The organism is Meridianimarinicoccus sp. MJW13 (genome assembly GCF_014901205.1).
Taxonomy (GTDB): domain Bacteria; phylum Pseudomonadota; class Alphaproteobacteria; order Rhodobacterales; family Rhodobacteraceae; genus Meridianimarinicoccus.
On record NZ_JACNMU010000008.1, the window covers coordinates 119,891 to 141,238 of the forward strand.

A 21,348-nucleotide genomic window follows, 5' to 3' on the forward strand; every position below is an offset into this window, starting at 1 on the left:
AAATTTTGGCTGGCGCAGAGGCCGCGATCCGGACCGATGCAAAGCTGTGGTCACGCCGCATTTCCGGGATGATCGGTGCCGCGCCAGGGGCCTCGGGGTGCAGGTGTTGGTCTGGCAGTTTGCCTGGGCCAGCAAGGCGCACACCGCGCGTGGGCACAGCGTGCCCAAGTTTCGAACAGGCTCACATCAGGCGGGCTTGCAGGGCTTCGGGATTGCGCACGGCGATCACTCCATAGTCCATGTGGATTTCGCCATTTCGTTTCAGCTTGCGCAAGATGGTGCCCGTCGCCGTACGCGAAAGATTGGCTGCAACCGCCAGTTCTTGCTGTGTAATCCGGATTGACTCCAGTGGCGGGGATGCCGGGTGGTTCAGCCGATGGCCCGTCAGCCTGAGCAAGAGCGCAACGACCCGCGCCTCGGCCGAGGCGAGCATCAGGTCGTCCGCTGCGCCCATTGCCAGCATTCCGTGCTGCACCGCCAGAACCGCAATCCAGCGCCAGATCTCGGGCTCTGCCCCGGCCATTTCCAGAAACGCGGTTCTGGTGACACGCAGCAGAAGCAGATCCTCGTTGGCATCGATCTCCATGATGCGCTGCAGGCCGGTCACGAGTTCGAAGTCTCCGAACCAGAATCCGGGTCCGCAGATATGGGCGACCCGCTGTTCGTGTTCGTTCATCGCGATGTGCATCCCGATGGAGCCCGAGGCAATTCCAAACAGGTCACCTGCCTCGTCTCCAATTCGAAAGACGATCTCTCCTGCCGGGACGCGCACCCATGAGCCTAGCGACAGAATGCTGTCCGCCAGCGGTGCAGGAACATCGCCCAACCATCCGGATTTCAGGTGTGTGTGGTCCGCCATCTTGCATCCGCCATTTTCACAGGATTGGTCAATCCTGCACAATGTTTTCGAGATGCCAATGGTATTCTGCGTCGATGCAGTGGCATAGGATAGAAGGCCACCGCGCCTGTCAAAGTCTTGGGCTGCCCGGAAAATGGACCGATCAAACGCAATGCAATGGAAGCTGTCCGGCCTGATTGTCGCACTGTCCGCCATGTCTGCGGGGGCACAAGACAATGGACTGCCGGCTGACCATAGTTTTCACGACGACGGCATCACCCTCGAGAACACCTTCGGCCTGACGGCCAAACTTCTGCTGCCGAGATAGGAGATATTTCCATGCGACCATCCGTTCTTGCCCTTGGCGTCACCCTTTCCGCTGCAGCGTTCACGCTGGCCTTGCCGTCCGGTACTGTGGCGCAGGACATCCCGCCAGACGCGGCTTCGGATGTTCTGAAGGGCCGGCCCTATTCGCCCTATGCCGACCGGGCTTTTCCCACGAGTGTGTTTTTCGGCGATACCCATGTGCACACGGCCCTGTCGGCGGATGCCGGTGGCGGCGGAACACGGCTGTTGCCGCGCGACAGCTATCGTCTGGCCCGGGGGGAACAGATCGTCTCGAACACCGGGCAGCCGGTGCAACTGTCCCGGCCCCTGGATTACTACATGATCACCGATCACTCGGACGGGATGGGTGCCATCACCGATATCCTGTCCGGGGCGCCCAACATCCTTGCCGACGAACAGGGGCGGAAATTCCACGAGGCCTTCGCGCAGGGCGGGCAGACGGCGCGCGAGGCGGCGCAGGAACTGACCAAGCAGTTTGCGCAGGGCACCCTGTCGCCGGTTCTGAACTACCAACCCGGCAACCCGGCCTACAAGCGCGTGTGGGACGACATCATCGCCGCCGCGGAAGAGTTCAACAACCCCGGCGTGTTCACCACCTTCATCGCCTACGAATGGACGTCGCTGGTGGCGGGCAACAACCTGCACCGCAATGTCATCTTCCGCGACGGGCCGGAACGGGCTGGACAGGTCGTGCCCTATTCGACCACGCCGCCGCTGGGATCCAGCAATCCCCGCGATCTGTGGGCCTGGCTGGAAAACTACGAAGCGGTGACTGGCGGCGATGTCACCGCGATCCCCCACAACGGCAACCTGTCGAACGGGATGATGTTTCCGCTGGTGGACGACTTTGCCGATGGTGTGCCGCTGGATGCCACGTACGCGGCGGCCCGGCAGAAATGGGAACGCTTGTACGAGTGGACGCAGCTGAAGGGCGATGGCGAAGCCCATCCCCTGCTGTCGACCGAGGATGAGTTCGCCGATTTCGAAACCTGGGACTACGGCAACCTTGATGCGACCGAACGCAAGACCCCAGAAATGTTGCCCGGCGAATACGCACGGTCCGGGCTTCTGCGCGGGCTGGAGCTTGAAGCCACGCTGGGCACCAATCCCTACAAGTTCGGCGCCGATGGTGCGACCGATACCCATATCGGCATGACAACGGTTCAGGAGGACAACTTCTTCAGCAAGTTCGCCGCCTATGAACCCAGCCCCGAACGGGCCAAGCACGTTGGCCGGAACTTCCCGGATGGCGAGGTTGCCTATGAATCCTGGATCTATTCGGCAGCAGGGCTGACCGCCGTCTGGGCCACGGACAACACCCGTGGCGCGATCTTCGATGCCATGGAACGGCGTGAAACCTATGCCACCACCGGCCCCCGCATGACGGTGCGCTTCTTCGGCGGCGACTTTGCCGAAAGCGCGATCGACCGCCGCGACCTGGCTCGCATCGGCTATACCGGAGGGGTTCCCATGGGCGGCGATCTGGCGCCACCCGCCGAAGGCGATGCGCCGGATTTCCTGGTCTACGCGCTGCGTGATCCCATCGGCGCCAACCTCGATCGCATCCAGATCATCAAGGGCTGGATCGATGCCGAGACCGGCGCGGCGATGGAGAAGGTCCATGATGTGGCCTGGGCAGGCGACCGCACCCCCGGCGCGGATGGAAAGCTTCCCCCGGTGGGCAACACGGTCGATCTGTCGATCCCGTCCTGGACCAACGACATCGGCGCAGCCGAACTGGGGGCGGTCTGGACGGATCCCGACTTCGACCCGGACGAACGCGCCTTCTACTATGCCCGCGTGATCGAGATCCCCACCCCCCGCTGGACCGCCTATGACGCGGTGAAATTCGGCGTTGAAATGGGCCCGGACGTGACCATGGTCACGCAGGATCGCGCCTATACCTCGCCGATCTGGCACACACCCCAAGGATAGATTGATGCAAGCCCTAGCCCCCAGCCTTGCCCTCGTGCTTCTTGCGACAACCGCGCTGGCCGAACCCAACCCGGCGAGAAACGCCTATTTCGGCGAAACCCACATGCACACGGCCCTGTCGCTGGATGCCTATATTGGCGGCACCCGTCTGATGCCGTCGGACAGCTACCGCTTCGCCAAGGGCGCGCCGGTGCTGGTCAATGGTCGGCACAAGCAGTTGGACCGGCCACTGGATTTCGCCGCCGTCAGCGATCACGCGGAATACCTGGGCGAAATGGTCTCGACCATCTTTCCCGACGCGCCGGGGCACCTGGACGAGACCATCGTGAACCTGCGCAACCTTCAGACCCTGGAGGAACGACAGCAGTGGTTTTACAAATACGTCGTCTCGAACACGCGCGGCGACAACCCCAGCCATCCGCCGTTCTGGCAGGGCGAGGATACCACGCGCACCGGCTGGCAGATCACCATCGACGCCGCCGAGGAACATAATGATCCGGGCAATTTCACGGCGTTCATCGCCTTTGAATGGTCGGCAGCCCCCGCCGGCGGCAACATGCATCGCAACGTCATCTTCCGCGACAGTGTGGTGCCGGGTCTGCCGCTGGACAGCTGGACCACCAACAAGGCCGAAGAGCTTTGGCAGTGGCTGGACGCGACCGAGCAGGCGGGCTCTACCCTGCTGGCGATCCCGCACAACTCGAACGCCTCGAAGGGGTTGATGTTCCCACAGGTCGACAGTTTCGGCGATCCGGTCGATGCCGAATGGGCCGCCAGCCGCAACAAGTGGGAACCGCTGGTCGAGATGATGCAGATCAAGGGCAATTCCGAAGTGCACAGGTCGTTCTGGGCCGCCGACGAGTTTGCCAATTTCGAGAATGCCGACACGATCCAGAAGAACTCGAACCGCTGGTTCTCGAAACAGGATTTCGTGCGTGAAGGGCTGAAGATTGGGCTGGCGCAGGGACAGGCGCTTGGCACCAATCCCAACCAGATGGGCTTCATCGGTGGCACGGACAACCACAACGGGTTGACCAGCGACGTTTCCGAGGATGATTTCATCGGCGGGCACGGGCCCGAGGATGGCAGCGTAGAGCGTCGGCGAACTGCCGGTGTTGGCGGCTGGATCGACGGGATCGACCTGTCCATCGGCTCGCTCGCCGGGGTCTGGGCCGAGGAAAACACCCGCGCGTCGATCTGGGATGCCATGAAACGGCGCGAAACCTTCGCCACCTCTGGCCCGCGCATCAAGGCGCGGATGTTCGGAGGGGCCGGGCTGGTTCCGGTATCCGATCCGGTGGATTTGGTCGCACAGGGCTACGCGGGCGGTGTGCCGATGGGCGGTGTTCTGGAGGCGGGCCAGACGGCGCCGACCTTTACCGTCTACGCCGAGAAGGACCCCGATGGCGCCAATCTGGATCGCTTCCAGATCATCAAGGGCTGGGTCGATGCCGAGGGCGAGACACATGAACGGATCATCGATGCCGTCTGGGCCGGGGATCGCACCCCCGACAGCGACGGCCAGTTGCCGCCGGTCGGCAATACGGTGGATCTGGAAACCGCGCTTTATACCAACGACATCGGGGCGCCGATGCTTGTGGGAAGTTGGACGGATGACGATTTCGACCCGACGCAGGGCGCCTTCTACTATGGCCGCGTGATCGAGATCCCGACGCCGCGCTGGACAACGTATGATGCCGTCCGCAACGGCCTGCCCCTGTTGAAAGAAGTGCCCGCGACGATCCAGGAACGCGCCTGGACGTCGCCGATCTGGCACACGCCGGCAAAGTGAGGGGGACGACAATGCACAGGGTCCGCCCCGCCATCGCCAGCCTTGCGCTGCTGCTGGCCGCCGCGTCCGGCGCCCATGCGGTCGAGGGCGGCATGGGCGCCTATCTTCTGGGATCGCGGACCACATTTTCCGGGATCGTGCCGGGACCGGGCACATATGTCGGGTTTGACGTGGTGACCTCCGAGGGGTCGGTTCAAGGTCTCTCGCTCGCCGGGTTGCCCATTCGCGCGGACACGAAGATCGACCTGACGTTTGCCAAGCTCAGCGTCACGCAAGTCTTCGACACAACCCTGTGGGGCGGCACCCCTGCCCTCAACATCAACATCCCCTATGTCTTCGACGCGAAACTGTCGTTCATCGGGCAAACACCGCCCATCGACGGCATTCCGATCACCGACACAACCTCGGGGGTGGGCGATGTCACGGTGACCGGTGTGGTTGGCTGGCATCGCGAGAATCTGCATTACAGTGCCGCCTTGTCGGTTTTTGCGCCGACGGGCAGCTACAGTACAGCTACGATAGATGTGGCCAACCGCACCATCGACGCGCTGAACACCGGCAAGAACATCTGGTCGATCCAGCCGGTCTTCGCGATCACCCATCTGGATCCTGCGACGGGGGTGGAGCTTTCGGGTTCGGCCAGTGTGCTTTTCAGCACGCGCAATCAGGCCACCGACTACCAGAACGCACCGGCGGTCAACCTTGAGGCGGCGGTTCTTCAGCACCTGAAGTCCGGCTGGGCCTTCGGCGCGACCGGCTATGCCTACAAGCAGATCGGAGACGACAGCGGCTCTGGCGCCGAGAACACCAAGGCCTTTCTGGGCGCCGACAGCCTGAGCGCCCAGGTGTTCGGTCTTGGACCCATCGTGACCTACGCCGGGGCCAACCTTTTCGGAAACGACGTGAGCTTCCAGTTGAAATACTACAGCGAATTCGGCGCCAAGCGCCGGTTCGAGAGCAACACGCTCTGGCTGAATGCGTCTCTCGCATTCTGAGCGGACCGGTCCCGCGTGGCCCCTGGGGACCGCCCGATCCGGTCGCTAGACCGCGGCGGGATCCGAAGACACATCAACCCTCACCACGACATCCATCGCGATCAAATCGTCGGTTGCACCGGTAAAACTGCCGGTCACCGGCGTCACCTGCGCGATGTTTCGGGCGACGGCGACCGGGATCAGGTTCTGGGATCCGACGCTTCGGTTTGTGGGATCGAAGGCGATCCATCCGGCGCCGGGAAGATAGATTTCAACCCAGGCATGGGTCGAGCCGGAGCCCGCAGATCCCTGAAGGCTTTCTTGCGGATCGGACAGGTAGCCCGAGACGATGCGCGCCCCGAGACCAAGGTGCCGGGCGGCTTCCGCCAGCAGGACCGCAAAGTCCCGGCACGACCCCCACCCCCGATCCAGCGTTTCAGTCGGAGACTGGGTGCCTTCCATCTCGCGACTCTGATAGGAAATCTGCGCAAACACGCCATTGCTGATGTCCTTCAACAGCGACAGCGTGTCGGTCGGATGCGCCATCACAAAACCCGCGACCCACCGGGAAAAGCGGCTTTCCGGATCGCCATATTGCGGGATCGTCAGCGCGCCCAGATCGGTCCATTCCTCGGCGGAATAGGTAAAGGGATATTCTGCGGCCGAGGCAGAGATGGCAAAGACCGGCCACGCCGGCGCACTCAATTCCAGACGTGCGCGGCTTTCGATCACCAGATGATCTGTGGACGCGTCAAAGGTGGCGGTCGCAATGGCGTTGCCGGCGACATCATGCGCCCATGTGACCGTTGCCGCCGGGGTGATGGATACCGCGTGCGAGAACAGCCGCAGCTCCCGCGTTTCGCGCGGGCGCAGCATCAACCGGTGCGGCCCGAGCGAGACCCGGTGGCGATAGCGGTAGGTGGTCTTGTGCAGGATATCGAGATGGGCCACTGTGGGTTCCAATTCGGTTCGGAGACAAAAACGCGCCCGTCCTACGCCGTCAGCGGCGGCGGGTGCCGCCCGGGGTGACGGGCATGGCATTGCGCCAGACGTTGAGCCCCTTACAGCGGCGGCAGATGCGCTCTCCGAACCCCTCGCTCCAGAACACGGCCTCGCAGCGCAGGCACTGGCGCTCTCGCGGCACGTCGCCCGAGGCGCGCGCTGGCGCCTTGTCCGGCAGCGCCCTGTCAGCCTTGGGTTTCCTGATCGTCATGTTGCGCCTGTTGTCCGGGCGGTGTCCGTGGACAGTCCGCTGTTCGACGCAGACGGTGTGACTTCGTTCTGCGTGTCCTGGGTGGCCAACACGTCCCGCGCGCTGCGGCTCGATCGGTTTGGCCCCTGCCCGGAATAGAGATGGCGCAACTGGGCTTCCGAAACGCCGTCGGCCTCCATCACCAGACGGATCATCGGGTCGGCCAGCATTTCGTCAACAAAGTAGTCCGACAAGGCCTTGCCCGTCAGCTTGTCCATGGCGCGCGCAAAGTCCAGATCGGCAAGCGAAACGGTCAGGGTTCTGGCCAGTCCGGGATGCGATGTTCTGGGGTGCAGCTTCACCTGCACCGAAGCTTTCCAGGCCTCGGGCTGCAGATGATCCGGCGGCGACACCAATTCTGTCTCGATGGCATACTCTCCCGCGGGAAGCGTTTCTTCAAACCCCGGAACACGGAACGGCCGGGTGAAGATGGCAACGGTCTTGCTGGTCAGGTCTTCCATCGGCGTGGTCCTCCGTGGTTTGGGTTTCGTGGGGTGCGGCGTTGGAAAGCCCGGCGGCAGCGGCGCCTGGCGCACCCACCAGGGGGGGCGCTGGCACCGCTGCCCGGACAGGCCGTGCACATGGCCGGTGACCGCAGCAAAATGGTCAAGATCCTATTGGTTCAGCACGCAGCGGCCACCTGACAGTTGGAAGTTCCTGTGGCATTCCCACCGGTTCCCGGACCTGTCGATATGGGCGTTGGCGGGCAGTTCCAGCGGAACGCAGCCACCACCCGACCTTGAATAGCCCCGGTCACATTTCCAGCCCGGACCATAGGAGGCATCGCTGAAATAGGCGTTCTCGGGAATGATCACGGCGGTACAAGCGTCGTTCTGTTCGACGTAGCCGCGCTCGCATGTCCAGGGCTGGCCATAGATCGATGCGTTCAGGAAGGCATTGTCGGGCACCACGATGGGCGCACATGCCTCGCCCACGGCCTCGAACCCCCGGTTGCATTTCCAGGATGCGCCATAGGTATCATCCGACAGATAGGCATTGTCCGGCACGACGATTTCCTGACAGGCGTTGTCGACCTTCAGGTACCCGCGCAAACAGCGCCATCCCTGCCCCGAAGCTTCCAGATACCCGCCCTCGGGAACCGCCACCTCGGTGCACATCGCACCGTCGATTTCGCGATACCCGTGCAGGCATTCCCAGCCGTCGCCATAGGTCCGGTTCGTGGCGAAGGCATTCTCGGGGATGTCTATGGGCGTGCACTGATCGCCGTCGATCCGGAAGGTCAGGTCACACTCCCACCCATCGCCATAGCTTTTGGGATGCGCATTCTCGGGCATCGGGGCGCCAAACGATTGTGCAAGGGCCGGAAGCGCGAAAGCGGCGGACGCTGCCAGAACGCAAAAGATCGCCGAACCGCGCGTGGCGCGCCAGAAGGCCGCCGTCCGGTTCCGAACCGGTCGGCCACCCTTGCGCGCCGCAGTTGTCCCGAGCCTACGAGGCATCCAGTTGCAACCCTTCGATACAGGCCTGGGCAAGATCACGGTTCGGAGAGTCCGCCCCAGGGATGGTCGCCCAGCCCGCCGCCATGATCGCATCCCGGCGCTTGAAGGTGGAGGCCGCGCGGATCGTGGCAAGTTGTTCGATCCGGTCGGGATCGGTGCGCGCCTTGTCGAGGCAGACCGGCACCATCGCCGCTATCACCTCGTCACGCGCCATCGCGTTGGCCAGTTTGTCCGCGCTGCCGCCGGTCATCCAGCCGCCCCAGGAAAACCCGCCAACGCCGACGACGACAGCGCCGATCAAGGCGCCGTAGATTCCGGGTTTCAGCCATTCGGGAGTGTTCATTTCAAGTCCTCCGGCGGAGAAAGCGCCGCCTCGCTGTGAGTGTTCTGATTCGTCATTGCCTGATCGCGGCGCAGCGCCGCTTTCAGGTCGTTCTCGGTGGTGGCGCGCATCTCGCTGCGCCCCGCATCTGCGCCCTTGCCTTCCACAAGCAGGTAGGTCGCCGTCCGCCGGTAAGCCTCGAAGCTGAGCCCCTGGAGGAGTTCTTCCTCGACGAGCACCTCGTAGTCGCCGGCGGGCAATACTCCCGCGTGGCCCAGCAGGCCAAACGCGTTGGCAAACGTCACCGTCGATCTTGACGATCGCATGTTCATCCTGGGTCTCCGCAATGTTGGCAGATCCGTCGCTGACACCTGTCTGCACCCCCGGATCACGGCGGCCGTCACTGTCGAACGATCTGTATTCTTCTACATCGGGAACCTTTGCCCGGCGCTGACGCAGGTTAGTCCCGGCCATCAAAATCCGGTTGGCCGGCGGTCAATGCGATCGAGGCGGGAGGGGCCCCGCAGGCGCCCGAAAGGCCGCAACCCTATTTCAACAGGGGCCCGGTCTGATCCAGATAGGCTGGATCGAACTCGGCAAGATCCACCAGCCTGCCGTAGTCGTGAATGGTCACATGGCCCTCGCGGAAGGTCACCAGACCGCTTTCGCGCAACTGCCGCAGGACACGGTTCACATGCACCGCACTAAGCCCCAGCGTGTCGGCAAGGTGATATTGCGTCAGCGGGCAGTCGAACCCTTCCTTGCTGCCCATGCCCACCAGCGCCAGCCGCGATCCCAGCTCCAGCAGGAAATGCCCCATGCGGGCATCCGCGTCGCGTCGGCCGATCCCGACCAGATGCTCCACCACCATCGCCTCATCCCGCGATGCGGCCCAGAGGATGGCAGTGGCAAGGCGCGGCGTCTGCGCGAATGCCGCCAGCAGATCCTCCGCCAGAACCTCGACGGCCTGGATGTTCACGATAGGCTCGAAACTGTGATCCGAGGTCCGCAGCAGAACGCTCCGCAATCCCAGGAAATCCCCCGGCACCTGGAAATCGACGATCTGGCGCGTTCCGTCCGGCTGGATCTTGTAGGAACAGACCCACCCTGACGACAGGATATAGGCGGCTTGTGCCGACTGGCCCTGATGCACCATATCCCGCCCCGCCACAAAGGAGCGGCGACGCTGGTGCAAGCCGTCCAGCACGGCCAGTTCAACCTCGGACAAGGCAACGAAGGCCGAAAGCTTGCGCGTGAGGGGGCTTTTCTCGACTGGTGTCATGGATCCTCCAGTCCAAAATGCGGTCCGCGCGCCGAAATCGGCCCAGAGACTGCTCTCGATCAGTCCAGCATAGACCATTTCCTGCAAGAAGTACCCATACGCAGCACCGCATCCGATGCCCCGGATCACGTTGTGATGAAGGGAAAACCAAGATGGTCACGGCGAACGAGCACGCAGGTCAGGCCGCCCTTTCGATCTGCGAGGCGCTTCTGCTTGCCCTGAACGATCACGGGGTTCTGCCGGAGCATGAGATCGTGGGAGTTCTGCGGGATGCTGCGGCAACCCACGAGAACGCCACCGGGACTGAGACCGAGATGGCGCGGCACCGGGCCGTTGTGGCCCTGATCAACGCAATCATCGACGGCGGCAACTCGATTGGGCGCGCGTGACGCCCCCTGAACCAAAGCTGCCGGCAAGCGGCGGGCCAACCCGCATTGAAACCAACGGACAACGGAAGGAAAACCCATGTCAAAAGGCGACAGGAAACGCAGCAACCGCGAAGTGAAAAAACCCAAGAAGACCAAGGAAAAGGTCGCGGCAACCGCCGATTTCGCCAAGGGAAAGACGGCGGTCAGTATCGGGGTCAAGAAAAAACCATAACTCCGGTAGGTGGCGCAATCGGCCCGCAGAATGCAGTCCAGCGCCATCAGGGTGTTGGGGCAAGACATCCGCCGCACCGAAATATATCTGTCCGGACGAAGGGCGCTGCTGGGCTGGAGCGTGAGGTTTGCGCGGCATCAACCTTCAGTTCTGGGCGCGCGCCGTGAAATGCGCCCCGCCCCGCTTGTTCCGTGTTCCAAACGCGTTTGCGGGTTGGGGCGCGACGTGCGCTGACGCGCCGTTACCACGGCAACAGCCATGGGGCTACAACAGATACTGACCTGCTGGCGTTATTGAATGTCGGCTTGCCGATCGGGGTCCCGTTCCAGTCGCGGGGGGCATCTTCCTGACCGCGACGCTGAAAGTTGCAACCCGTCGGTTAGCGATGCCGCAGCATAAGCCCCGCCTATTCGCGTGGCCGGTGAGCCGTTTGCCATCTGCGCGGGCCTCCAACAGGCTGCGATGACCTACACGCCTGTCTGCGCCGATTTGGCTTTTCCAGACCATTCCGCGCGAACTGGGTACACCGGGTATCAGGGTTGCCCTGACGGTCGGCACGGTCTTCACGGCAGTTCTGACCCCACTGGCCTTGCGAAAGCGCAGACCCGCGTCTGATGCCAGAACATGCGATGCGGGCTAGAGGTTCCTGGGGGTGTTGAAGGCAGGGGCTGTGCGCCCTCAAACCCGGCCGCAGATCAAGCCCCTAGGATGCAATCGCCACAACCGAAGCCTCGCCCTCTCCCTTGTTGCGCGTGTAGCGCATACTGTCGCCGCGATATTCGATGATCTCGCAATCGAGACCGAGATCCTCGCCATCCAGGGACGCAGTTCGGCAGAAATACCCATCTTCCCAATACCACTGCCCGGACAACTTGCCGGTCCCGGCCTGCCCCGTGATCCGGCCATCCGCGTGGATGACAAACCTGAGCCCGTCGCCAACCAGTTCCCGGTCGGCAAATCGTTTCAGAAACGCTGTCCGGGACAGCAGCCGTTGCCAATTTGGATTTGGAGATGTCATGGCTTTATCCTAGCGGGCACGGCCGGGCTTCACCAGCCAATTGCTGCCCGGCGCAACCGGTGGCACGAAATACCCCGCTGCGCTGCAAGTCACCCGGTGCCGCCTATCGCGATCCGGAAGGCATCGCATTGACAGCGATCCTCTGTACGACCGTCCAAGGGGAACATCAGCGTCCGGCCCGATACCGTAGACCCGATTGCGTGACGATCGCGTCAAGGCGAATGTCGTGCGGCTGTGGATAGATCGTCGGCAGCAGTGCTGCGTCCAGGCCGACGCCCACGACGAAGGGCCGGGGCGACAGGGCCGCCAGCGTGCGGTCGAAGTATCCCCCGCCATAGCCGAGGCGATAGCCCTCTTGGTCCCAGCCGACAAGCGGGGCGAGGACGAACTCCGGGGTCTCCTTCTCTGCGCCGGGGGCAGGCACCGGGATGTTCCAGTGTCCGCGGACCATCGGTGCACCGGGTTGCCAGCGGCGAAAGACCAACGGTGCGGCACGGGTTTCCACCACCGGCAGCGCCGTAACGGCCCCCGCTGCGTGCTGGTCGCCAAGCCAGCCGCGCAGGTCTGGCTCCGACTGGATCGGCCAATAGCCTGACACCACCCGGCCGGCGACCGGGCCGACTTGGACGTCAATCAGCGAGTCGAGGGCGCGCGCGAGGGCATCGGCCAGCGTGGCCCGCCCGGCCACCGGCAAGGCCGCCCGGGCGGCCAGCAACCGCCGCCGTTCGGAGGTGCGCCAGCGGGCAACGTCCCGGGCCTGTTGCGGATCGACGCCCAGGGGGTCGAAATAGGCTGGGTCGATCTCGTGCGCGAGACAGGGCGGCGAGGCGTAGGATTTGTGCCTGGCAGTCGCCATTTTGGAGCCTTTCCAACCATGTGGGGTCACCTTCCGGGCTACGCCACTTAATAGGTATTGTAAATACTTATTGGTTTGGCGCGGCAGACCCGCCGTGCGGGGAACAAGACAATGCCCGCAAGACCACCGGGCAAAGTCACGCCCCCCGGATCGTTGCTGTCGACGGCCAAGAGCACCCATGGCGTGATCCGCCGGCAGTCAGTCGGGATGGCGCACGTCCCCCCTGCGCAGCAACGCCATCTGAATGTCGAACAGCCGCAAGCCTTCGTCCACGATCGGAAAACTCCGGGTGCCCAACGTCCAGCGGATGGCCACGCCCTGTACCAGCGATGTGAGCAGGATGGCCACATCCGCAGCCGCCACATCATCGCGCAAGGCGCCCGAAGCCTGAAGCCCGGCGACGGCCTTGATCTGCCGTTTCTGGAACGAAGCGAGCAGACCCGCGAACACATCGCGCAGATCGGGATTGTCCAGGGTCAACTCGCGAGAGAACAGGATCGATGGCAAGGCCGGGGTTGCCCGGATCGCGGAAAGCTGTGCGGCAATCAGGGCCCGCAATCGCGCCTCGGGATCACGGGCGCCGGCTTCGGCTTCGTCCCAATCCGCAGTGAGACGCGTGGCGACATGTTCGGCAACGGCCAGCCACAATGCGCCTTTGGTCGGGAAATGCCGGAAGATGGCTGGCTGGCTGATCCCGATCATCCGCGCCACATCCGTCGTGCTCATGCGGTCGGGCCCGATCTCGAAAGCCAGTTTCAAGACCTGCGAAACGATCTGCGCCTTGCGATCCTCTGCACTGCGGCGTTGCGGCATGACATCTCCTATTGTTAGTGAGCACTAACTAACTTATTGTCGCTCCCGACGCAACACGCGTTTCCGAGTCGCCCAGATGCGGGCCCCCGACAGAAAGGACCGACAATGCCCACCCCGACCGGCTATTCCAGACCCCAGATCGCGCTGCACTGGATCGTCTTTGCCCTGATCGCACAGCAATACCTGCTTCATGATGCAATCGCTTCGGCCTGGGATCGTATCCTGGACGGGGCCGAAGTGGCGTTCAATCCGCTGGTTCTGGCCCATGTGGCGGGCGGGGCGTTGGTGCTCTTGCTGACGCTGTGGCGCCTTGGCCTGCGCCGCCGCCATGGAGTCCCGGCCCCGATCGAAGGCAGCGGGCTGCAGCACATGATCGCCAAGCTTACCCATGTCGGCCTTTATGCACTGATGATCCTCATGCCGATCAGCGGCTCGGTCGCCTGGTTCGGCGGCGTCGAAGCGGCCGCTGAAGGGCACGAGGTTCTCAAGGTCGCCCTGCTGGCGCTGATCGTCCTGCACGTCGTGGGCGCGCTCTATCACCAGTTCGTGCTGCGCGATGGTACGCTGGCGCGCATGCGCCACACCGGGAACTGAGACCGATGCGCTTGGGGCCGCTGCTTGCCTTGCCGCCCATCGCGCTGGGGGCCGCCGCCGCCGCGTGGATGATCACGACGGCGCCCGGCCCCGCGCAGGTGGCGGCCACCGGGACCGGGTTGCCCGTTCAGGTGATGACCCTCGCGCCCGAGACCATCCGACCGATCGCCACCGCCTGGGGCAACCTGCGCGCCGCTGAAACCTGGGTCGCGGTGGCCGAGGTCCAGGGCGCGGTGATCTGGCATCACCCCGACCTTGAGCCGGGGCGCGTGATCCCCGCAGGCACCGAGGTGTTGCGGATCGACCCCGCGGATTACAATCTGGCCCTTGCCCAGGCAGAGGCCGACCTTGCCTCGCTGGAGGCCGAACTTGCCCAGTTGACCGCAGAGGCGGACAACACGCGACGAATCCTGGCACTGGAACGCGACCGGCTGACGCTGGCGGAAACGGATCTTGGCCGCATCCGCCGACTGGCCGAACAAGGCAGTACATCACAGTCCCGTGCCGATGAGGCGGAGCGGGCCACGCTGCTGGCGCGCCGCACGGTCGCCGAACTGGAAAACGCCCTGGGGCTGATCCCGTCGCGGGAGGCACGCATCGCAGCACAGATCAAGCGGACAGAGGCCGCGATCCTCGGCGCGCATCGCGCGATTGGCCAGACGACATTGACCGCCCCCTTCGATCTGCGCGTGACCGAGGTCGCTGCGGAACGATTCCAGACCGTGGCCCCCGGACAGATCGTCATTCGCGGCAGCGGGATCTCGTCGGTCGAGGTCGTCGCGCACCTGCCGCTGGACGCATTCCGTCGACTGATCGGCGACAGCCCGGGGGATGTGAGCCTGCTCGAAATGATGCGCCAGGGTCCGGGCGTACGGCTGGAGGCGACGCTCAGTCCCCTGGCGGATCCTGCTCAGGTCTGGGCCGCGCGGGTTTCGCGTGTCGAGGGCGTTCTGGATGCACGGGCGCGCACCGTCCCGGTCGTCGTGACGGTCGACGATCCCTACCGGGATGCGGACCCACCCCATCGGTTGCCGCTGGTGCCCAACATGCAGGTTTCAGTCACACTCACCGGCGCCCCCCTGCCCGAGGTTCTGGCCATCCCCGAGGCGGCGTTTCAGGCCGGCATGGTCCGCGTTGTGGGCGATGGCAACAAGCTGGATCTGCGTGAAGTCACCCAGGCCTTCGCTCAGGATGGCCGCGTGGTGATTGCCGAAGGGCTGGTCGCGGGCGACCGTGTGGTCGTGGACGACATCGCCCCGGCGATCCCCGGACTCACGCTGACGCCCGTCGAGGTCGGAAAATGATCCGCTGGTTCGCCGGCCACCCGACGGCGGCCAACCTTCTGCTTTTGCTGTTTCTCGCGGCGGGCGCCTTCACCGCTCCGGGACTGCTGCGAGAGACGTTTCCCGATTTCCGCGCCGTCGAAGCCGAGATCACCGTGCCCTATCGTGGTGCTGCGGCCGAGGATGTGGAAAGCGCGATCTGCGCGCCGCTGTGGGACGCGGTCCAGGTGGTCGAAGGCCTGGAAACACTGACCTGTACCGCGCAAACGGGCCGCGCCCGGGCCGTCGCCACCATGGCGCCGGGCAATGATCCGCTCCGTTTCGTCAATACGCTGCGTACCGAAGTGGCCGCGATCAACAGCTTTCCCGACCGGACCGATCCCGCCATCGTGCGCGAATTGCACCGCTCGGACCCGGTAACATCGGTCGCCGTGTCGGGCGATCTGCCGCTGCCGGAACTCGACCTCTATGCCGAGGCCCTGTCAAACCGCTTGATCGCCCTGCCGGGCGTTGCCGGCGTCACCCGCTCCGGTCTCGGCACCCGCACGATCCGGATCAGCGCCCGCGCTGCCGTGCTTGAGGGTCATGGGCTGACCCCCGTCGGGCTGGCCGCCACCATCGCCAGCCAGAACATCGACCTGCCTGTCGGCACGCTGGAGGGCACGGGGGCTGATCTGACCCTGCGGCTCACGGCCGAGCGCAACACGGTGATGGGTCTGGCACGGATTCCGGTTCTCGTGCTCGCAGACGGTGCCACACTGACGCTTGGCGACGTGGCCGTGATCGACGAACGATTTGAGCCGCTCTACGACCGGGTCGCGGTCGATGGCACACCGGCGATCCTGATCGACGTCGCAAAGGCGCTGGACGCCGATGCCTTGCGGGTGCTCGATGCGGTTTCGGAACTCGTGGACGCAGAGACAGCGCGCCTGCCCGACCGCCTGCGGGTCGAGGTCGTGCAGGATGTCACCTCGATCATTCGTGACCGGTTGGTGATGCTGGTCCAGAACGGCGTGATGGGGCTGGTGCTGGTGGTTGTGGTCCTGAGCCTGTTCTTCCGTCCGGGATTTGCCGTCTGGGCCGCGATGGGCCTGCCGGTCGCCTTCGCGGGCGCCTTCCTGTGGATGGGGCTGACCGGGCTGAGCCTGAACATGATGACGCTGGTGGCGCTTTTGATGGCGATCGGAATCGTGATGGACGATTCCATCGTGATTGCCGAATCCATTGCCGTGGAAACCGCGAAGGGCGTCACGCTGGAAAACGTGGTTGCCGGGGTCGGGGTGGTGGCGCCCGGTGTCGTGGCCTCCTTCCTGACAACGCTCGCCGTGTTCCTGCCGCTGGCATTCCTGGCCGGCGAACTGGGCGCGGTCCTTGAGGTTCTGCCGGTCGTGCTTCTGGCGGCGCTGGCGGCTTCGCTGGTCGAGGCCTTCCTGATCCTGCCCCATCATCTGAAAGGCAGTCTGCGCGTCGCCCCCCCATCGCGCGTGCGACAGCGCGTTGACGCGGCCTTCGACGTCCTGCGCGAGCGCGGCATCGGGCGTCTCGCGGATAGGGCGATCCGCGCACGCTGGCTGGTCGCCGGACTGGCCATCGGTGCGCTGATCGCGACGGTTGGCACTTTGGGGGGCGGCATCGTCAAACGCGAAGCGATGCCCGAGATCGACGGGGACGTGCTGGAGGCGCGCATCCTGATGCCGGCGGGCACGCCCCTCGCACGCACGGCAGAAGCCGTTTCGCAGGTCGAGGCCGCGCTCGACCGGGTCAACACGCAGCTTGCACCGGAGCAACCCGAGGGGCAGCCCCTGGTCATCCGGCGGATCACACGCCTGGGCCGCAACCTGTCGGCGGGCGAAAACGGCGCACATGTCGGCACCGTGGCCGTGGACCTTCTGGGGGCCGAGATCCGCACGAGCACGCTGGACGAGATCGTGGCGCTGTGGCGGGCCGAGATCGGTCCCCTTCCCGGCGTCACCTCGCTGATCCTGGTCGAACCCGGCATCGGGCCGCAGGGCATCGCGGTCGAATTGCGCCTGACGCATCCCGACCTCGACACGCTGCAAGCCGCCGGACGCGCGACCCTTGCGGAACTTGAAACCTACGCCGGGGTGCGCAACGCGATCCTTGACCTGCGTCCCGGTGCGGGCGAACTGCGGCTGACGCTGGCACCCGGCGCCGAAGCCCTGGGCCTGACGGCCGCCGACGTTGCCGCGCAGTTGCCTGCGGCCTTCCTCGGGTCCGAGCTTGCCGAAGTCCGACGCGGTGACATGGCCTGGGACATCGAACTGCTGCTGGCCGAGGCTGACCGGGAGACGCGCGCCGACCTGAGCGATTTCGAGATTGCCCTGCCCGGCGGCGGCACCGCGCCGGTTTCCACCATCGCGACCATCGAAGAAGGGCGTGGCTGGGGCACGATCACGCGCCGCAACGGGTTGCGGACCTTGACCGTCTCGGCAGACGTCGACGGACGGATCGGGAATGCCGACGCGATCACGGCACAAATGTCCGAAAGTTCCCTGCCCGACCTCGCCGCCGCGACTCCGGGCCTGACGTTCGAGGTTGCCGGACAGGCCGCGAATTCGGCCGAGACCGTCGCGTCGATCCTTAGGGGGTTCCTGATCGGGTTGGTGGGGATATTCATCGTCCTGAGCTTCCAGTTCCGGAGTTACGTCGAACCTCTGATCGTCATGCTGACGATCCCCTTGGCGTTTCTCGGGGTGATCTGGGGGCATATGGCGATGGGCTATAACATCTCGATGCCGTCCCTGGTCGGCGCGGCCTCGCTTGCCGGGATCGTGGTGAACAACGCCATCCTGCTGGTCGGGGTCATCAAGACACGACAGGCCCAGGGACAGACCGCGGCACAGGCCGCAGGCGATGCCGTCCGCGTCCGCTTTCGTCCGATCTTCATCTCGGCCTCGACCACCATCATCGGAATGGCCCCGCTCCTGTTTGAAACCTCCACGCAAGCGCAGACGCTCAAGCCACTGGTCATTTCCGTGGTGTTCGGACTGCTGGCCTCGACGGTGCTGATCCTTCTGGTGCTGCCGTCCTTCTATGCAATCCTTGCCGACCTGGGCCTGAACAAGAAGGATGAGTGAGCTGTTGGACACCGCCGGGCCGGATGGGGCCTTGCAGCTTCGAAAGGCGCATCTTTCCAATGGGGATATCGGCGCTGTCCAGAAGGTGACGGCCGGTTGCGCGCCCTGGACACCCGCGGTCCTTGAAGCGGCCGCGCGACTTGTCCGCGTCGGGCCTCGGGTCAATGCGTCTATTCGTTTTGCCAGTGGACCTTGGTGACGAACACGTATCCGGCGCCATAGACGGTCCGGATCATTTTTGGGGACTTTGGATCATCGCCAAGCTTGCGCCGCAGGCGCGAAATTCGTGCATCGATGCTTCTGTCGTAAGGGTCCAGATCGTCCGGGCTGCCGATATCCAGCAGTTTCGATCGGCTCAGCACGCGTCCCGACAAGGTCAGGAATGTCTCCAGCAAGGCCGCTTCTGCCGAACTGAGGTTCTCGGTGTTGCCGTCCGGGTCGCACAGCGTACAGGACGAAAAGTCCGCGACCCACCCGTCAAACTCGGCAACCTTGGGGCCATGCGATTGCGGCTTGGCGGCGGATTGCGCCTGCCCCCGTCTCAGAACGGCGCGGACACGGGCCACCATCTCACGCGGCTCGAAGGGTTTGACGATATAGTCATCCGCTCCCAGCTCCAGCCCGACAATCTTGTCGGTTGAGTCGCCCCGGCCCGTCACGATGATCGCCGGAATCCCGCGGCGTTTCACGCTGTCTGAAATCATCGTCAGCCCGTCACCGTCCGGCAGGCTCAGATCGATCAGCATCAAATCCGGTGCGGTCTTCTGCAGGGCTTTTTCAAAATCACTGCGCAGCCGGAAGTGCTGGGTCTTGTATCCGACCCCTTCAAGGGCGCGCCGCATGATCCGCGCCATCTCGGTCTCGTCTTCGAGGATGTAAATCAGTTGGCTCATTGTGCCCCGGACCCATCCATCACGTCGCTGTTTTTCTGAAGGGATGACAGAACGTTGGCCAGATCGCGCTTTTCAAAGGGTTTCGCCAGGAACGGATAGGCGCCCGGCTTGCCGAGATCCTTGAGCGACGCACACTGACCGCTCATCAGAACGATGCCAAGGCGCGGGGCTTCGCGGCTGAGACATTCGGCCAGGGCGATCCCATCCATATCGCCGGGCATCGAGATGTCGCTCAGCATCAGCTTGATCTCGGGCACCGAGCGAAACAGCTCAAGGGCCACCGCCGCATCTTCGGCTTCGATCAGGGGATATCCAAGTTCGATCAGATGGCGGCGAACGACGGTTCGAACAGCTTCGTCATCTTCCACCAGCAGGACCAGCGGGTTTTCGGAACTGTCTTCGGCGTCCGATTGCCCGGAACCGGACGCGCCAGCCTCGTCCTTGGTATCCTCTTCGGCGATGGGGAGCAGGATGGAAAACGTCGTGCCCACGCCGGGTTCACTGACCACCGAGATGGTCCCGTTCGCCTCTCGCACAAACCCGAAGACCATCGACAGGCCAAGCCCGGTGCCCCCACTGTTTCCCTTCGAGGTGTAGAAAGGCTCGAAGACGCGCTCTTGCGCTTCTTTCGAGATGCCGACGCCATCATCCGTAACGCTGATCTTGAGATACGGTCCTGCTGGCAGCTTGTTCAGTTCGGCCTCGCTTGGGCCCAGGTCCTCGGGCTCGACCGTGATGGTGATGCAGCCCTGATGACCGATTGCCTCGCGCGCGTTCATGAAGAGGTTGAGCAGCGCCATCTCAAGCTGTGCCGGATCGACCATCGCGGGCCGGTTGCTGGCGTCGTCCGAAAAGACAATGTTGACGTCGCGCGGAAATGTCGACTGCAGCAGTTCGATCATTCCCGAGATCAGAGTGTCGACATGCACGGCGCTCGGATGCGCCGGTTCGCTTTTTGCAAGCGACAGCAATCTGCGCGTCAGGTCGCTGCCGCGACGGGCCGCGGAAATCGCCGGATCAAGGTATTCGTCGCGCAGGGTCTTGTCTGACAGCCGTTCCTTCAGGGGAATGAGATTGCCGAGGATGATTGCCAGGACATTGTTGAAGTCATGGGATATCCCGCTGGACATCCGACCGAGGGCGTCCATTTTCTGCGATTGCAGCAACGCGGCGTTGGCAAACTTGAGCTTGGTGACATCCAGCGACAACAGGTAGAATCCGACAACCTCGCCGTCGGATGGACTATCGGGGCGCAGATAGGTCCGGATCTCGCGTTTCTGACCGTTTGGAAGGGTGATTTCCATTTCGAAATCCACCACGTTGCCGCGGCGCGCATGTTCGAAGAACCGTGACGAGCGTTCGTGGGTTTGGGGGTGAAGAATATCCTTGCAGGGCTTGCCGATCAGCTGCGAGGGATCACGGCCATAGGCGCGCGCGAAACGCTTGTTGGCATACAGAATGTTCATGCCACGGTCGATGTGAGCAATCCCGGCGGGAACCTCATCCGCGATCAGTTGAAGCCGCGACTCGCTCAGCCGCAGTTGCGCGGTCCGTTTCTCGACCCTTTGTTCCAGAACTTTCTCGCGGTTCTTGTCTTCGGTGATATCGGTATAGACCGTCACGAAACCGCCCGTCGGCAGCGGAGAGCCGACGACCCGCAGCGTCTTGCCGTTCATCGAAACGCGTTCGAAATTGTGCGGCTTGAACGCCCGCGCCTGCTCCACCCGCTCTGCGACCTGTGCGTCGACATCGCCGGGGCCGTATTCTCCGCACTCGGCGTTGTGCCGGATGAAGCTTTGAAAATCCGCGCCTTCGAACGCCAGCGCCTCGGGGAACCCCAACAAGTCCAGAAAGCGCTTGTTCCAACTGACAAGCTTGAGGTTGCTGTCGAAGATCGTCAGCCCCTGCGCCATGTGATCCAGGCTCTCCCGGATCAGGTTTTCGACCGCCAACCTATTGGTTTCCTTGCTCATATCAAGTGCTCTCGTGG

The 21,348-nt window shown here is 63.9% G+C and carries 22 protein-coding genes; 9 read left to right on the plus strand and 13 right to left on the minus strand.

Features of this window, described 5'->3' with window-relative positions:
- Positions 1-181: 181 nt before the first annotated feature.
- Positions 182-859, minus strand: coding sequence for a Crp/Fnr family transcriptional regulator (locus H8B03_RS15265; RefSeq protein ID WP_193142747.1), 678 nt, complete (start codon positions 857-859; stop codon positions 182-184).
- A gap of 151 nt (positions 860-1,010) precedes the next feature.
- Between H8B03_RS15265 and H8B03_RS15270 the strand changes: the two genes are divergently transcribed.
- From H8B03_RS15270 to H8B03_RS15285, 4 genes are read left to right on the plus strand one after another with little or no spacing between them, the layout of a single operon-like run.
- Positions 1,011-1,166 (plus strand): hypothetical protein, encoded by a 156-nt coding sequence (locus H8B03_RS15270; RefSeq protein WP_193142748.1) that lies wholly within the window; start codon positions 1,011-1,013, stop codon positions 1,164-1,166.
- A gap of 11 nt (positions 1,167-1,177) precedes the next feature.
- On the plus strand, positions 1,178-3,121 hold the full coding sequence (locus H8B03_RS15275) for a DUF3604 domain-containing protein (RefSeq protein WP_193142749.1): 1,944 nt from the start codon (positions 1,178-1,180) through the stop codon (positions 3,119-3,121).
- 4 nt (positions 3,122-3,125) lie between these two features.
- Positions 3,126-4,913: a DUF3604 domain-containing protein gene (locus H8B03_RS15280; protein ID WP_193142750.1), complete on the plus strand. Its 1,788-nt coding sequence runs from the start codon at positions 3,126-3,128 to the stop codon at positions 4,911-4,913.
- 11 nt (positions 4,914-4,924) lie between these two features.
- Positions 4,925-5,908 carry a transporter gene (locus H8B03_RS15285; protein ID WP_193142751.1) on the plus strand — a complete coding sequence of 328 codons (984 nt, stop codon included), beginning with the start codon at positions 4,925-4,927 and terminating at the stop codon, positions 5,906-5,908.
- 45 nt (positions 5,909-5,953) lie between these two features.
- Here the strand turns inward: H8B03_RS15285 and H8B03_RS15290 are convergent, their stop codons facing one another.
- The 7 genes from H8B03_RS15290 to H8B03_RS15320 form a co-directional block, all read right to left on the minus strand.
- The gene (locus tag H8B03_RS15290) at positions 5,954-6,838 is read right to left on the minus strand and encodes a transglutaminase domain-containing protein (RefSeq protein WP_193142752.1); all 885 of its coding nucleotides are present in this window, start codon (positions 6,836-6,838) and stop codon (positions 5,954-5,956) included.
- A gap of 49 nt (positions 6,839-6,887) precedes the next feature.
- Entirely contained in the window at positions 6,888-7,100 is a 213-nt protein-coding gene (locus H8B03_RS15295; RefSeq protein WP_193142753.1) for a hypothetical protein, read from the minus strand.
- A complete protein-coding gene (locus tag H8B03_RS15300; protein WP_193142754.1) occupies positions 7,097-7,600 on the minus strand; it encodes a hypothetical protein in 504 nt (167 codons plus the stop codon). Before H8B03_RS15300 ends, H8B03_RS15295 begins: the two co-directional genes overlap by 4 nt.
- Positions 7,601-7,753: 153 nt before the next feature.
- Positions 7,754-8,434 (minus strand): hypothetical protein, encoded by a 681-nt coding sequence (locus H8B03_RS15305; protein ID WP_226925979.1) that lies wholly within the window; start codon positions 8,432-8,434, stop codon positions 7,754-7,756.
- Between the two features lie 154 nt (positions 8,435-8,588).
- A complete protein-coding gene (locus tag H8B03_RS15310; RefSeq protein WP_193142755.1) occupies positions 8,589-8,942 on the minus strand; it encodes a hypothetical protein in 354 nt (117 codons plus the stop codon).
- Positions 8,939-9,253 (minus strand): hypothetical protein, encoded by a 315-nt coding sequence (locus H8B03_RS15315; RefSeq protein WP_193142756.1) that lies wholly within the window; start codon positions 9,251-9,253, stop codon positions 8,939-8,941. The genes H8B03_RS15310 and H8B03_RS15315 overlap by 4 nt, the downstream gene beginning before the upstream one ends.
- Before the next feature lie 215 nt (positions 9,254-9,468).
- Complete coding sequence (locus H8B03_RS15320; RefSeq protein ID WP_193142757.1) at positions 9,469-10,203, minus strand: Crp/Fnr family transcriptional regulator; 735 nt, start codon at positions 10,201-10,203, stop codon at positions 9,469-9,471.
- 152 nt (positions 10,204-10,355) lie between these two features.
- On the opposite strand from H8B03_RS15320, the gene H8B03_RS15325 reads away from it, so the two are divergent.
- Positions 10,356-10,592 carry a hypothetical protein gene (locus H8B03_RS15325; protein ID WP_193142758.1) on the plus strand — a complete coding sequence of 79 codons (237 nt, stop codon included), beginning with the start codon at positions 10,356-10,358 and terminating at the stop codon, positions 10,590-10,592.
- Positions 10,593-10,668: 76 nt separating this feature from the next.
- Positions 10,669-10,803 carry a hypothetical protein gene (locus H8B03_RS19125; RefSeq protein ID WP_264299190.1) on the plus strand — a complete coding sequence of 45 codons (135 nt, stop codon included), beginning with the start codon at positions 10,669-10,671 and terminating at the stop codon, positions 10,801-10,803.
- A 703-nt stretch (positions 10,804-11,506) separates the two neighbouring features.
- On the opposite strand, the gene H8B03_RS15330 is transcribed toward H8B03_RS19125, so the two are convergent.
- The 3 genes from H8B03_RS15330 to H8B03_RS15340 form a co-directional block, all read right to left on the minus strand.
- On the minus strand, positions 11,507-11,821 hold the full coding sequence (locus H8B03_RS15330) for a hypothetical protein (RefSeq protein ID WP_193142759.1): 315 nt from the start codon (positions 11,819-11,821) through the stop codon (positions 11,507-11,509).
- A 166-nt stretch (positions 11,822-11,987) separates the two neighbouring features.
- Positions 11,988-12,707 carry a 5-formyltetrahydrofolate cyclo-ligase gene (locus tag H8B03_RS15335; protein ID WP_319022491.1) on the minus strand — a complete coding sequence of 240 codons (720 nt, stop codon included), beginning with the start codon at positions 12,705-12,707 and terminating at the stop codon, positions 11,988-11,990.
- A gap of 168 nt (positions 12,708-12,875) precedes the next feature.
- The gene (locus H8B03_RS15340; protein ID WP_193142760.1) at positions 12,876-13,490 is read right to left on the minus strand and encodes a TetR/AcrR family transcriptional regulator; all 615 of its coding nucleotides are present in this window, start codon (positions 13,488-13,490) and stop codon (positions 12,876-12,878) included.
- Positions 13,491-13,595: 105 nt separating this feature from the next.
- Here H8B03_RS15340 and H8B03_RS15345 point away from each other — a divergent pair, with 105 nt between their 5' ends.
- The 3 genes from H8B03_RS15345 to H8B03_RS15355 are packed head-to-tail and all read left to right on the plus strand — an operon-like array spanning position 13,596 to position 18,465.
- Positions 13,596-14,084, plus strand: a complete 489-nt coding sequence (locus H8B03_RS15345; RefSeq protein WP_193142761.1) for a cytochrome b — start codon at positions 13,596-13,598, stop codon at positions 14,082-14,084.
- Positions 14,085-14,089: 5 nt separating this feature from the next.
- On the plus strand, positions 14,090-15,388 hold the full coding sequence (locus H8B03_RS15350) for an efflux RND transporter periplasmic adaptor subunit (protein WP_193142762.1): 1,299 nt from the start codon (positions 14,090-14,092) through the stop codon (positions 15,386-15,388).
- Positions 15,385-18,465, plus strand: a complete 3,081-nt coding sequence (locus H8B03_RS15355; RefSeq protein WP_193142763.1) for an efflux RND transporter permease subunit — start codon at positions 15,385-15,387, stop codon at positions 18,463-18,465. The genes H8B03_RS15350 and H8B03_RS15355 overlap by 4 nt, the downstream gene beginning before the upstream one ends.
- 170 nt (positions 18,466-18,635) lie before the next feature.
- On the opposite strand, the gene H8B03_RS15360 is transcribed toward H8B03_RS15355, so the two are convergent.
- Together H8B03_RS15360 and H8B03_RS15365 are read right to left on the minus strand one after the other, a co-directional pair.
- Positions 18,636-19,358 (minus strand): response regulator, encoded by a 723-nt coding sequence (locus H8B03_RS15360; RefSeq protein ID WP_193142764.1) that lies wholly within the window; start codon positions 19,356-19,358, stop codon positions 18,636-18,638.
- Positions 19,355-21,331 carry a PAS-domain containing protein gene (locus H8B03_RS15365; RefSeq protein WP_193142765.1) on the minus strand — a complete coding sequence of 659 codons (1,977 nt, stop codon included), beginning with the start codon at positions 21,329-21,331 and terminating at the stop codon, positions 19,355-19,357. The genes H8B03_RS15360 and H8B03_RS15365 overlap by 4 nt, the downstream gene beginning before the upstream one ends.
- Positions 21,332-21,348 lie beyond the last annotated feature (17 nt).

What these genes read in the sequence shown, in the direction of transcription:
- H8B03_RS15265 (WP_193142747.1), bottom strand. Translation starts at nt 859, where the DNA reads ATGGCGGACCACACACACCTGAAATCCGGATGGTTGGGCGATGTTCCT.
- H8B03_RS15365 (WP_193142765.1), bottom strand. Translation starts at nt 21,331, where the DNA reads ATGAGCAAGGAAACCAATAGGTTGGCGGTCGAAAACCTGATCCGGGAG.
- H8B03_RS15320 (WP_193142757.1), bottom strand. Translation starts at nt 10,203, where the DNA reads ATGACACCAGTCGAGAAAAGCCCCCTCACGCGCAAGCTTTCGGCCTTC.
- H8B03_RS15350 (WP_193142762.1), top strand. Translation starts at nt 14,090, where the DNA reads ATGCGCTTGGGGCCGCTGCTTGCCTTGCCGCCCATCGCGCTGGGGGCC.
- H8B03_RS15275 (WP_193142749.1), top strand. Translation starts at nt 1,178, where the DNA reads ATGCGACCATCCGTTCTTGCCCTTGGCGTCACCCTTTCCGCTGCAGCG.
- H8B03_RS15300 (WP_193142754.1), bottom strand. Translation starts at nt 7,600, where the DNA reads ATGGAAGACCTGACCAGCAAGACCGTTGCCATCTTCACCCGGCCGTTC.
- H8B03_RS15330 (WP_193142759.1), bottom strand. Translation starts at nt 11,821, where the DNA reads ATGACATCTCCAAATCCAAATTGGCAACGGCTGCTGTCCCGGACAGCG.
- H8B03_RS15270 (WP_193142748.1), top strand. Translation starts at nt 1,011, where the DNA reads ATGCAATGGAAGCTGTCCGGCCTGATTGTCGCACTGTCCGCCATGTCT.
- H8B03_RS19125 (WP_264299190.1), top strand. Translation starts at nt 10,669, where the DNA reads ATGTCAAAAGGCGACAGGAAACGCAGCAACCGCGAAGTGAAAAAACCC.
- H8B03_RS15295 (WP_193142753.1), bottom strand. Translation starts at nt 7,100, where the DNA reads ATGACGATCAGGAAACCCAAGGCTGACAGGGCGCTGCCGGACAAGGCG.
- H8B03_RS15280 (WP_193142750.1), top strand. Translation starts at nt 3,126, where the DNA reads ATGCAAGCCCTAGCCCCCAGCCTTGCCCTCGTGCTTCTTGCGACAACC.
- H8B03_RS15345 (WP_193142761.1), top strand. Translation starts at nt 13,596, where the DNA reads ATGCCCACCCCGACCGGCTATTCCAGACCCCAGATCGCGCTGCACTGG.
- H8B03_RS15340 (WP_193142760.1), bottom strand. Translation starts at nt 13,490, where the DNA reads ATGCCGCAACGCCGCAGTGCAGAGGATCGCAAGGCGCAGATCGTTTCG.
- H8B03_RS15360 (WP_193142764.1), bottom strand. Translation starts at nt 19,358, where the DNA reads ATGAGCCAACTGATTTACATCCTCGAAGACGAGACCGAGATGGCGCGG.
- H8B03_RS15310 (WP_193142755.1), bottom strand. Translation starts at nt 8,942, where the DNA reads ATGAACACTCCCGAATGGCTGAAACCCGGAATCTACGGCGCCTTGATC.
- H8B03_RS15315 (WP_193142756.1), bottom strand. Translation starts at nt 9,253, where the DNA reads ATGAACATGCGATCGTCAAGATCGACGGTGACGTTTGCCAACGCGTTT.
- H8B03_RS15285 (WP_193142751.1), top strand. Translation starts at nt 4,925, where the DNA reads ATGCACAGGGTCCGCCCCGCCATCGCCAGCCTTGCGCTGCTGCTGGCC.
- H8B03_RS15305 (WP_226925979.1), bottom strand. Translation starts at nt 8,434, where the DNA reads ATGCCCGAGAATGCGCATCCCAAAAGCTATGGCGATGGGTGGGAGTGT.
- H8B03_RS15325 (WP_193142758.1), top strand. Translation starts at nt 10,356, where the DNA reads ATGGTCACGGCGAACGAGCACGCAGGTCAGGCCGCCCTTTCGATCTGC.
- H8B03_RS15355 (WP_193142763.1), top strand. Translation starts at nt 15,385, where the DNA reads ATGATCCGCTGGTTCGCCGGCCACCCGACGGCGGCCAACCTTCTGCTT.